This is a genomic window from Kitasatospora sp. Ki12 (assembly GCF_054601375.1).
Map to the genome: position 1 here is coordinate 86,160 of NZ_BAAIHT010000007.1, position 10,765 is coordinate 96,924.

At 74.9% G+C, this 10,765-nt stretch carries 10 protein-coding genes and 4 pseudogenes; 7 read left to right on the plus strand and 7 right to left on the minus strand.

Going from position 1 to position 10,765, the window contains the following annotated elements; translation table 11 throughout:
- Positions 1-10 precede the first annotated feature (10 nt).
- On the minus strand, positions 11-436 hold the full coding sequence (locus tag ACYP53_RS43475; protein ID WP_459651365.1) for a tautomerase family protein: 426 nt from the start codon (positions 434-436) through the stop codon (positions 11-13).
- Between the two features lie 231 nt (positions 437-667).
- On the opposite strand from ACYP53_RS43475, the gene ACYP53_RS43480 reads away from it, so the two are divergent.
- The 3 genes from ACYP53_RS43480 (at position 668) to ACYP53_RS43490 (ending at position 2,786) form a co-directional block, all read left to right on the plus strand.
- Positions 668-1,570 carry a SigB/SigF/SigG family RNA polymerase sigma factor gene (locus tag ACYP53_RS43480; RefSeq protein ID WP_459651366.1) on the plus strand — a complete coding sequence of 301 codons (903 nt, stop codon included), beginning with the start codon at positions 668-670 and terminating at the stop codon, positions 1,568-1,570.
- 95 nt (positions 1,571-1,665) lie between these two features.
- The gene (locus ACYP53_RS43485) at positions 1,666-2,061 is read left to right on the plus strand and encodes an STAS domain-containing protein (protein WP_459651367.1); all 396 of its coding nucleotides are present in this window, start codon (positions 1,666-1,668) and stop codon (positions 2,059-2,061) included.
- 260 nt (positions 2,062-2,321) lie between these two features.
- On the plus strand, positions 2,322-2,786 hold the full coding sequence (locus ACYP53_RS43490) for an ATP-binding protein (protein WP_189924417.1): 465 nt from the start codon (positions 2,322-2,324) through the stop codon (positions 2,784-2,786).
- 85 nt (positions 2,787-2,871) lie between these two features.
- On the opposite strand, the pseudogene ACYP53_RS43495 reads toward ACYP53_RS43490, so the two are convergent.
- Together ACYP53_RS43495 and ACYP53_RS43500 are read right to left on the minus strand one after the other, a co-directional pair.
- Positions 2,872-3,551: pseudogene (locus ACYP53_RS43495) on the minus strand (glyoxalase).
- Positions 3,552-3,731: 180 nt separating this feature from the next.
- Entirely contained in the window at positions 3,732-4,367 is a 636-nt protein-coding gene (locus ACYP53_RS43500) for a hypothetical protein (RefSeq protein WP_459651368.1), read from the minus strand.
- A 135-nt stretch (positions 4,368-4,502) separates the two neighbouring features.
- On the opposite strand from ACYP53_RS43500, the gene ACYP53_RS43505 reads away from it, so the two are divergent.
- Both ACYP53_RS43505 and ACYP53_RS43510 read left to right on the plus strand, forming a co-directional pair.
- Positions 4,503-5,177: a M14 family zinc carboxypeptidase gene (locus ACYP53_RS43505; protein ID WP_459651369.1), complete on the plus strand. Its 675-nt coding sequence runs from the start codon at positions 4,503-4,505 to the stop codon at positions 5,175-5,177.
- Positions 5,177-5,839: a hypothetical protein gene (locus tag ACYP53_RS43510; RefSeq protein ID WP_459651370.1), complete on the plus strand. Its 663-nt coding sequence runs from the start codon at positions 5,177-5,179 to the stop codon at positions 5,837-5,839. Before ACYP53_RS43505 ends, ACYP53_RS43510 begins: the two co-directional genes overlap by 1 nt.
- Before the next feature lie 29 nt (positions 5,840-5,868).
- Here ACYP53_RS43510 and ACYP53_RS43515 read toward each other — a convergent pair whose 3' ends face one another.
- On the minus strand, positions 5,869-6,453 hold the full coding sequence (locus ACYP53_RS43515; protein WP_189924425.1) for a TetR/AcrR family transcriptional regulator: 585 nt from the start codon (positions 6,451-6,453) through the stop codon (positions 5,869-5,871).
- Between the two features lie 96 nt (positions 6,454-6,549).
- Between ACYP53_RS43515 and ACYP53_RS43520 the strand changes: the two genes are divergently transcribed.
- A complete protein-coding gene (locus ACYP53_RS43520; RefSeq protein WP_459651371.1) occupies positions 6,550-7,419 on the plus strand; it encodes a class I SAM-dependent methyltransferase in 870 nt (289 codons plus the stop codon).
- A 118-nt stretch (positions 7,420-7,537) separates the two neighbouring features.
- Here ACYP53_RS43520 and ACYP53_RS43525 read toward each other — a convergent pair whose 3' ends face one another.
- From ACYP53_RS43525 to ACYP53_RS43535, 3 genes and pseudogenes are all read right to left on the minus strand, one after another.
- Positions 7,538-7,960 (minus strand): GlcG/HbpS family heme-binding protein, encoded by a 423-nt coding sequence (locus ACYP53_RS43525; protein WP_459651372.1) that lies wholly within the window; start codon positions 7,958-7,960, stop codon positions 7,538-7,540.
- Positions 7,957-9,187 (minus strand): annotated as a pseudogene (locus ACYP53_RS43530) (MFS transporter). The gene ACYP53_RS43525 and the pseudogene ACYP53_RS43530 overlap by 4 nt, the downstream one beginning before the upstream one ends.
- Positions 9,188-9,443: 256 nt before the next feature.
- A pseudogene (locus ACYP53_RS43535) lies at positions 9,444-9,908 on the minus strand (MarR family winged helix-turn-helix transcriptional regulator).
- Between the two features lie 248 nt (positions 9,909-10,156).
- Between ACYP53_RS43535 and ACYP53_RS43540 the strand changes: the two are divergent.
- Positions 10,157-10,755 (plus strand): annotated as a pseudogene (locus tag ACYP53_RS43540) (lytic polysaccharide monooxygenase).
- Positions 10,756-10,765: the final 10 nt, after the last annotated feature.

Sequence of the window (10,765 nt, forward strand, 5' to 3'; positions counted from 1 at the left end):
CCCCCGCAGGTCACTCCGGGGGGCACTCCTGCGGCGCGGGGTCCTCCTGCGGCGCCGGGGCGTACTGGGCCTCGCCGTGGCCGAGCGACCAGTCGACCGGCGCGTTCTCGGTGAGGACGACGAACACGTTGCGCGGCTCCGTCCCCGCGTGGGCGTGGGCGAGTTCGGTGATCCTGCGGTACAGGGCGCGCTTGCGCTCGTCCGGGCGCCCGGCGCGCAGCGTGATGGACACGTAGACGATGCCCTCGTCCCGGTGCACGCCGAGGTAGCCGCCGTAGCGCAGCGCGCTGCTGACGCCGTCGTGTCCGGTCAGCACCTGGAAGTGGTCGTCGGGCGGGATGCCGAGGGTCTCCGTCAGGGCCTGGTGGACGGCGCGTCCGAGGGCGTCGAGCCGGCCGGGGTCGGCTCCGGACGCGTCGATGCGGACGAAAGGCATGGCGACTCCCCCTCCGGGGCCGGGTGCCGGGCCGGTGCCGGGCTCGACACCGTGCCGTACATACTAGTAGGTACAGATGGGTTGGGGTCAGCCGTCGTCCGGAGGTTTCGCCGTCGCCTCCGGGGCAGTCGCCGGGTTTCACCAAACCTCCACCCCGGGTGGGCGCATCGATCGGCCCTCACCGGGTAGCCGGGGCCTTCGACCGCGCCGACGCAGGAGGAAGGGAATCCGATGGTCACGCCCACTGGTGAACTGCCCGTTTCCGCCGATCCGTCGACGGGTGGGCCGTCGTCCCCGTCGGCCGTGCCCGACGGGGGGCTGCGGGACCTGCTCCCGTCGCGGCTGGCCGCCGTCGACGACCCGCGGGAGATCGCCCCGGCCGACGCGCGGGAGCTGACCCGGGTGCTGCTGCGGCGCCTCTCCGCGCTGGAGGAGGGGACGCGGGAGTACTCCTACGTCCGGGCGACCCTGGTGGAGATGAACCTGTCGCTGGTGCGGTTCGCGATCCGCCGCTTCACCGCGCACCGCGAGCCGCAGGAGGACCTGCTGCAGGTCGGCGCGGTCGGCCTGATCAAGGCCATCGACCGCTTCGACCCCGGCCTCGGCGTCGAGTTCACCACCTTCGCCCTGCCGACCGTCCTCGGCGAGATCCGCCGGCACTTCCGGGACACCACCTGGGCCGTCCACGTGCCGCGCCGCCTCCAGGAGCTGCGGATCGTGCTGGCCCGCGCCCAGGAGGGCCTGGCGCAGCGGCTGGACCGCGCCCCCACGGTCGCCGAACTCGCCGAGCACCTCGACCTCTCCGCCGAGGAGGTGATCGAGGGCCTGACCGCCGCGAACGGGCACACCGCCGGCTCCCTGGACCTCGGCACGGAGGACGACGACGGCCCCGGCCCGCTGGCCGAGCGCCTCGGCGAGGACGACCCGGACCTCTCCCTCGTGGAGGACCTGGTAGCGCTCAAGCCGCTGGTCGCCGCCCTGCCCGAGCGGGACCGGCTGATCCTGTCGATGCGGTTCTGCGAGGACCTGACGCAGTCCCAGATCGGGGAGCGCCTCGGGCTGTCCCAGATGCACGTCTCCCGGCTGCTCGGCCGCACCCTGCGGCGCCTGCGCGAAGGCCTGGAGGACGCCTGACCGTGCCGCGGGGCACCGTCCGGTCCGTGACCCCTGCTTGGCCCGCGGGCGCGACCTCCGTAAGGTCGGAGGGCAGGGCTATCGAGGGGACGACGATGACGCCATCCGACGACGACCGGCGGCAGACCGCCCCGGCGGCCGCGCGGGCCCGGGCGGAGCGGGCGGTGGAGGTCCGTCCCGGGACGGGCGGCGCGGCGGTGTGCGTCCTGGCGGGCGACCTCGACATCGAGACGCTGGGGCCGGCCGCGGAGGCGCTCGCCGCCCTGGTCGCGCGGCGCCCCCGCGCGGTGGTGATCGACCTCTCGGGGGTCGGCTTCTGCGACTCCTCCGGCCTGAACCTGCTGCTCAAGACGCGGCTCGCGGCGGGGGAGGAGGGCGTCGCCCTGCACCTGGCCGCCGTGTCGGCCACCGTCATGCGGGTCCTCGAACTGACCGGCGCGCAGGCGGTGTTCTCCCTGCACGCCTCGGTCGAGGAGGCCCTGGCGGGCTGAGCGGGGCGCGGTCGGGCCCGCCCGTCCACGGGCGGCGGCCGGAGTGCCGGCCGGAGCGCCGACGGGGTGTCGGCCGGAGTGCCGTCGGGGTGGTGACCGGAGTGCCGGTCGGGTGCCGGTCGCGTGTCGGCCGGGTGGTGGCCGGGTGTCGACGGGGTGTGCCGTCCGGGCCGCGGGCCGGGCCGCGGCGGTGCATAATCCCGAAAGCGCCGGGAAACCGACCATGCGACAACCGCCGTCGAGCCGAAGGGTGCCCTCGTATGACGATGAGCCGGGGAACCCTCGACGGTGATCCGCACCGAGCCGGGCGTACGCTGCCCGCCGGCGGCCAGCGCAGACGGCTGACCCTTGCCGGGCTCCCCAAGCCGGTCGCCCACGCCCGGACCTTCACCGCCGGCGCCCTGGCCGACTGGTACGCGTGCACCGGCGAGGGCGTGGCCGCGGACGTCCTCCTGCTGGTGGCGGAACTCGTCGCCAACGCCATGCTGCACGGCGACGGCCCGCTGGAACTGCTCCTGGACGCCACCGGGGCCCGGCTGCGGGTCGGCGTCAGCGACCGCAGCCCGGCCCTGCCCGCCCCGCGGCTGCCGCACGAGCCGGCCCTGCCCGGCGGCCACGGCCTGGTCATCGTGGAGCGGCTGGCCGACCGCTGGGGCGCCGAGCCGCACGGCCGGGGCAAGACGATCTGGGCCGAGTTCGACGCCGCCCGCCTCACCCGCACCTGACCCGCCGCGCCTGAACCGTCGCACCTGACCCGCCGCGCCTGAACCGCCGACCGGACGCTGAGGTCGGGCCCGGCCGGGCCGGCCGTCAGGACGGCACCGGGGCGGGCGGCGCGGCGGCCTCCCAGGCGAAGCCGTCCGGGTCGGCGAAGGCGTCGGCGGTGCCGCCGAGGACGACGCGGTGCGAACCGGTGCCGTCGGCGGGGACGCCGAGGTCCTTGGCGAGGGCGCGGCGCTTGTACAGCGCCAGCTTGACGGGGCCGGGCCGACCGGGGCCGGCCTGGCCGGGGCGAACTCGGTGTACTTGCCGCCGAAGCTCTTGGCCACGGTCAGGCCCCGGCCGACGTAGAACTGCCTGGTGGCCTTCACGTCCTCGACGCCGATCAGCAGGACGACCTCGTCGATCTCGCGGGTGGCGGGGCCGGTGTCCTTCTTCGCCGAGGTCGCGATCTTCCAGATCGTCCCGTCCGGGGCCTGGACGACGCCGCCGTAGCCCCACAGCGACTTCGCGGCGGGCTTCAGCACCGTGGCGCCGGCGTCCACGGCGGCGCCGACGAAGCCGTCGACGGTGGCCGGCCCGGCCACCGTGAGCGCCAGGGTGAAGCCGCGGAATCCGGCGGAGTGCGCCCCGGACGCCCGCAGGCGTACGTACGCGTCCACGCCGAAGGCGCGGTAGAAGCGGCGGGCGGCCTCGGGGTCGGCCACCTCGAGGGTGACGGACGCGAGGGAGGCGGGGGCTGCGGTGGAAGCGGTGGTTGCCATGACCATCACGCTAGGGGCCGCACGGCGCCCGGCGCTTCTCCAATCCTGACCGGTCCCGGGACCGGCCCCGCCACGCCCGCCGGTCCCGCGGCCCCGCCGGTCGTCCCCCGCGACCGGCGGGGCCGCTCAGCGCCCGCTCAGTGCCCCGCGACCGGCGGGGCCGCTCAGTGCCCGTTCAGTGCCCGCTCAGCGGGCGTCCAGGGCGGCGTCGGGGGTCTGACCGGCGGCCGTCTGCTCGACGCGCCGGGCCAGCATCGTCGCCAGCTTCTCCAACTGCTTGACGTCCGAGGACTCCTGGAGCATGACGCCCGCGACGGTGGTGCCCACCCGCATCAGCACGACGTTGCGCGGCCCCTTGCGGAAGGTGGCGCCGTAGGCCACGGTCTCGTTGCCGATGGTCGGCATCGCCAGCTTGGCCGGCGACTGGGCCTTCTTCTCGAACGACGTCGCCGTCTTCGCGAGGTAGGCGCCGGCCTGTTCCTTGGTGGCGAAGGTGGTGACGTCGAAAGTGGCGGTGACCTTGCCGTCCTCGAACTCGGCGGTGGCCTCCAGCTTGCAGCCCTGGCAGTCCTCGTCGTCGTCCTTCGCCTTGACGTCGCTCTTCTGGATCTCCCAGGCGGGCAGCGCCGCCCGGTCGGGCACGGTGTGCTTCAGCGCGTCCTTGTCGGAGAGCACGGTCGTGAAGTCCGCCCATTTCTGTGCCCCGGCGGCCAGTTCACCCGAGACCGCGCTGGAGCCGCAGGCGCTCAGCGCCCCTCCCAGGACGATCGCCGCCATACCGATGCCCAGCCCCCGTGCGCCGGCGCCGATCCGCGTGACCATGTCGAAATCCCCGTTCCTAGCCTTCAAGATCATCGGATGATACGTCAGATCAAAGGCGGTGTGGGACGCTCCCGCCACGCCCCCGCCCGTCGTACGCTCCCAGCCCGGGGGAGACGACCACAGGGGGAAATCCGGATGCTCACCGACACCTCGACCGGCGCGGGCCAGGCGGTCCTGCTCCACGACCGCTGTCCCACGCTCGCCGAACTCGCCGACACCGCCCACCGGCTGGCCGCCGCCCGGCCCGACCTGTGCCGGGTGCGCACCGTCGGCACCTCCCGCGCCGGCCGCCCCCTCACCCTGCTGACGGTCGGCCGCGCCGAACGCAACGTCCTGGTCGTGGCCGGCGCCCACGCCGACGAGTTCGCCGGCCGCGCCAGCACCGTCGAACTCGCCCACCGGGTCCTCGCCCGCCCCGCCCTGCGCACCGCGGCGACCTGGAACTTCCTGCTCTGCCTCGACCCCGACGGCGCCCACCTCGCCCGACGCGCCGTCACCGCCCGCACCCTGCCCGAGTACTTCGCCGGCTACTTCCGCCCCGCCGCCGAGGAACAGCCCGAATGGGCCCCGGCGATCGGCGCCCCGCTCCCCGAGAGCCGCGCCCTGCTCGACCTCATCGACGAACTGCGCCCCGCCCTCCAGTTCACCCTGCACAGCATGGACGTCGGCGGCACCTTCCTCCAGGCCACCCGCGACCCGGCCGACCTCGCCGCCCCCTTCGCCACCTCCGCCGCCGCCCTCGGCATCCCCGTCGAGACCGGCACCTACGACACCTTCTGGCTGCGCGAATCCGGCCCGGCGTCTTCCTGATGGAACCCCACCACATCGACCGGCAGGAGAGCAGCACCGGCATGCTCGCCCCGCACCCCTCCGCCCGGCCCGGCGACACCGGCGGCGTCCGCGCCTCCACCTGGTTCGCCCCGCAGCGCCACGGCGGCGAGACCGTCATCGTCGAAGTGCCCGCCTGGACCAGCGACCGCCTCGGCGACACCCGCCCCGCCGACGACGCCCCCCGGGGCCTGAGCGCCGCCGCCGACCGGCTGCGCACCCGCGGCGCCCTGCTCACCGAACTGCTCGACACCGCCCTGCCCCACCTGCCCGCCGACGACACCGCCCTGCTGCGCGCCGTCCGCAGCCCGCTGACCGCCTCCGGACAGCTCGCCGACGAATGGGACCCCGGCGCCCTCGGCCGCGGCCTGCTGCGACCGGGCCTGATGACCAGGGCCAAACTCGCCGGCATCGACCTGTGGGCCCACCGCGTCCCCGTGCGCGCCGCCGCCCTGCTGCGCCGCGCCATCGAGCCCGCCGGGGCCCGCACCGCCCCGGAGGCCGCCCGGCTGGACGCCCTCCTGCACGACTGGTGCGCCCGCTACCAGCACCGCTTCCGCCCCGTCTGGCTCCCGGTGGCCCGCCAGGCGGAGCACCAGGCCAACATCGTCCAGGCCGCCGTCGAACTGCGCCTGACGGCCTGACCGTTCAGGGCGCCGTACCGGTTTCCGGCTCACACCCCGGGGAGCAGCGCGGCGACCAGCCGCCGGACCAGCGCGGGGCCGTCGGCCGCCCGGTCCCCGTACATCAGCAGGTGGTGGACCGAGCCCGCGAGGGCGAGCGCCAGCATCGCGCAGTCGGCGTCCGCGCCGACCCGGCCCAGCCGCTGCTCGGCCTCCAGGTAGCGGGCGAGCGCGACCTCGACCGCGTCCGGCCCCGGCGCGCCGGCCTCCCAGGCCAGCCGCACCCGCTGCGCGGCGCCCTGCCGGGAGACCGCCGCCGCCGCGATCACCGGCCCGGTGGTGCCGAGCAGGACGAGCGCGGCGCCGGCCAGGTTCTCCCGTACGTCCCCGCTGCCCGCCCGCTCCGGCAGCGGGGCGACCTCGGCGGCGATCCGCTCGAAGCGGTCCAGGACGAGCTGGGCCACGAAGTCGTCCAGGTCGGCGAAGTGGTTGTACAGCAGCCCCTTCGCGCAGTCCGCCTCCTCGGTGACGGACCGGTTGGTCAGCCCGGCCGGCCCCTCCCGGGCGAGCACGCGCTCGGCCGCCGCGAACAGCCGCTCCCGCGCGTCGGGGATCGCTACGCCGCGTGGTGACATCCAGGTCCTCCGGAAAGGGTCTTGCACAGTATGGGCACTGGCCCATACCTTGCTATGGGCACTCGCCCATACTAGTGGTCCGACAGGAGCGAACCCATGCGCACACCCGTCAACACCGCCCAGAACCACGCCTGGAACGGCGACGAAGGCCGACACTGGAGCGACCACCACGACCGCTGGGACGCCGTCAACGAAGGCTTCGACCCGCTGCTCCTCGCCGCCGCCGCGATCACCCCCGACGACCGCGTCCTCGACATCGGCTGCGGCGCCGGACACACCACCCGCCGCGCCGCCGAAGCCGCCACCCGCGGCTCCGTCCTCGGCCTCGACCTCTCCGCCCCGATGCTGGAACGGGCCCGCGCCCTGACCGCCGAACGGGACCGCGTCGTCTTCGAGCAGGGCGACGCCCAGATCCACCCCCTGCCCACCGCCGCCTTCGACGTCGCGATCAGCCGCTTCGGGATCATGTTCTTCGAGGACCCCGCCGCCGCCTTCGCCAACATCGCCCGCGCCCTGCGCCCCGGCGGCCGCCTCGCCTTCGTCTGCATGGCCGACCCGGCCCGCACCGAATGGGTCCGGGTCTTCGAGCAGGCGCGCGCCGCACTCCCGCTCCCGCCGCGGGCCGCCGCCCCGCCCACCGGACCCGGCATGTTCTCCCTCGCCGACCCCGCCGAGATCCACCGCGTCCTCGACGCCGCCGCCCTCACCGACGTCCGCACCGAACCCGCCGAGGCCCACGGACACTTCGGCCGCGACGCCGCCGACGCCGCCGGCCACCTCCTCGGCTCCGGCCCCGCCCGCCACCTGGCCGACCTGCTCGACCACACCCACCCGGCCCCCGCCGGCACCCCCACCGGCGCCGACCGCGTCCGCGCCGCCCTCACCACCGCCCTCGCCCCCCACGCCCGACCCGACGGCGTACGGCTGCGCACCTCCGCCTGGCTGGTCACCGCCACCCGCCCCTGAGGCGGCCCGGGCCTCGCCCTCGCTCCGTCCGGGCGTAGGGGAACGGCGGCCCCGCCCGTCACGGGCGGGGCCGCCGTCGGGCGGAGCGGGCGGGGTCGCTGTCAGGCGGGCCGCTCCGTCAGGCGAGCTGCTCCAGGGCGGTGGTGGCGAAGGAGTGGTCCTGCTCGGGGGCGCCGCCGCCGATGCCGATGGCGCCGATCAGGCGGCCGTCGCGGTGGACGGGGATGCCGCCGGCGATGAACAGCAGGGGGCGGTCCAGCGCGGTGGGCAGGGAGTGGAACGGGCCGTCCGGCTTGACGAGGTCGACCAGCTCGGCGGTCGGGGCATTCAGCTGGAGGGCGGTGTAGGCCTTGCGGGTGCTGGTCTCGCCGGAGATCAGCACGGCGCGGTCGTCGCGGCGGAAGGCGAGCAGGTGCCCGCCCGCGTCCAGGACGGTGACGCTGACCGTGGCCCCGGCCGCCTCGGCGGCGGCGCGGGCGGCGGAGACGAGGGTCTCGGCGTCGGCGGTGGTCAGCGGGGCGACGGCGGTGGTGGTGCTCATGGTGGTGCTTCTCCAGGGGTGAAGGGGGAGGGGGAAGGCGGGAGCGGTCGGTCAGTGGTGGACGGGGACGGCGGCCGGTGCGGGGGCGGCGGCGGCCGAGGCCGCGGGGCGCGGCGCTCCAGGGCGGCGGACCAGAGGGCGAGCAGGAGCGCGGCGGCGGCGAGGGCGGCGCCGACCCAGTTCGGGGCGGTGTAGCCGAGGCCGCCGGCGATGACGATCCCGCCGAGCCAGGCGGCCAGCGCGTTGCCGAGGTTGAACGCCCCGATGTTGACGGCCGATGCCAGGGTGGGCGCGCCGTGGGCCTGGTCCAGCACCCGCTTCTGCAGCGGCGGCACGGTGGCGAAGCCGAGGGCGCCGACGAGCAGGATGGTGACGGCGGCGAGGACCTTGCTGTGCGCGGTGAGGGTGAACACCGCCAGGACGACCGCGAGGCCGCCGAGGGTGGTGTAGAGCATCGGCATCAGCTTGCGGTCGGCGAACTTGCCGCCGAGCAGGTTGCCGAGGAACATCCCGACGCCGAACAGCACCAGCAGCCAGGTGACCGCGCCCTCGGAGTAGCCGGCGACGTTGGTCATCATCGGCGCGATGTAGGTGATCGCGGCGAAGACGCCGCCGAAGCCGAGGACGGTCATCGCCATCGCCAGCAGCACCTGAGGGTTGCGGAAGGCGGTCAGCTCGCGGCGCAGGTGGGCGCCCTCGGGCGCGGCGTGGCGGGCACCAGCCTGGCGATGCCGAGCAGGCCGGCCACGCCGAGCACGGCGACGATGCCGAAGGTGGTGCGCCAGCCGACGGCCTGGCCGATGAAGGTGCCGGCCGGCACGCCGACGATGTTGGCGACGGTCAGCCCGGTGAACATGGTGGCGATGGCGCCGGCCTTCTTCTCGGGGGCGACCAGTTCGGCGGCGACGACGGAGCCGATGCCGAAGAAGGCGCCGTGGGCCAGTGAGGTCACGATGCGGCCGGCCAGCATCAGCGGGAAGTTCGGGGCGACCGCGGAGAGCAGGTTGCCGACCACGAACAGGCCCATCAGCAGCATCAGCATCGTCTTGCGGCTGATCGGGTGCCGAGGGCGGTCATCAGCGGGGCGCCGATGACGACGCCGAGGGCGTAGCCGGTGACCAGCAGGCCCGCGTCGGGGATGGAGACGCCGTAGTCGCCGGCGATCTGGGGCAGCAGGCCCATGATCACGAACTCGGTGGTCCCGATCCCGAACGCGCCGATGGCCAGGGCGAGGAGTGCGAGGGCATGGGCCCGAACCCTTCCGTGAGTGCTTGAGTGGGCGTCTAGCGTGCTTTCACAATAGTTGCAGACGCGTGATAAGTGCAAGCGCAGACAGGAGCGTGTGCAGGAGGATGTGGTGGGAGGGGCGGCGCGGGGCCGTCCGGAAACGCCGACGGGCCCGATCCGTCCGGTGCCGCGGGGCGGCGGGGACGGGTCGGGCCCGGTGGGGGTGGCGGGGGAGCGGCCGGCGGGCCGCCCGGGGTCAGGGGCGGGGTGCGGCGGCGTCCACGGCCTCGACCGCCTTGACCAGCGAGACCAGCTCGGGGTTCCGGGCGGCCTCGTCGAGCGCCTCCCGCAGGGCGGCGTCGTTGGTCGGCCGGGCCTCCTCCAGGAGCTTCAGGCCGTCCTCGCTCACGTTGGTGTAGATCCCGCGGCGGTCGGTCGGGCACAGTAGCGCGCCAGCAGGCCGCGGTCCTCCAGGCGGGTGACCAGGCGGTGGTGGCGCTCTGGCTGAGCACGACGGCGTCGGCGACCTGCTTCATCTGCAGGTGCCCGCCCTCGCCGTCGTGCTGGCGGCTGAGGACGTCGAGCAGCGAGTACTCCCGCACGCTCAGGTCGTGCTTGGACTGCAGGCGCGCTCGATGTGCGACTCGATCCTGCCGTGCAGGAGGGACAGTGCGCCCCAACCGCTGGCGAGGGCGGTGAGCGCGGGGTCCGTGGCGGTCATGGGGCCTGGCCTCCTTCCGGATGCGGGTGTGCTCCAGCCAGGATAAGCCATGGATTGAAATATCGGCTAGAGCCTGTATAGCGCTCATGCAATTACTTAGGGCTTTCTCGCGGGCCGGATGGCACATCAGATGGCACCGCGGGGGCGGGGGCCGCCGCAATGGTTCAGACCATTGACGCCCGGAAGGCGGCTCCTACGTGTCGGGCAACCGGCCTGGCGCGAGCACGCCAGTCGTCGGCCGGCGCCCCGTGCGCACCCCCACGCGCACGCCCGTCCGCACGCCCCGCGCCGGGCGCACACTCCATCCACCCCCACGGAGGGAGCACCATGCGCAAACGCCACCTGATCGGGGCCCCGCGGCCGCGATCGTCCTGCCGATCGCGCTGGCCCTGCCGGCCCAGTCGCACGGCTTCGTCAACCAGCCCCCCAGCCGCTCCGCGCTCTGCGGCGCCGACGCCGTCCCGTGGGACTGCGGCGACATCCAGTGGGAGCCCCAGAGCGTCGAGGGCCCCAAGGGCTTCCCGGGCCGCGGCCCGGCCGACGGCACCATCTGCGCCGGCGGGGACGGACGCTGGGCCCCGCTGGACAACCCGCGCGGCGGCGCCTGGCCCACCACCAAGGTGACGGCGGGCCAGCAGCTCACCTTCACCTGGGAGATCGAGGCCGCCACTCCACCACCAACTTCAAGTACTACCTGACCAAGCCCGGCTACAACGCGAGCCAGCCGATCACCCGGGCCGCCCTGGACCTGACCCCCTTCCTGACCGTCCCCTACAACGGCCGCCAGCCCGCCGCGACCACCACCCACACCGCGACCCTGCCCACCGGCGCACCGGCCACCAGGTGATCGTCGCCGT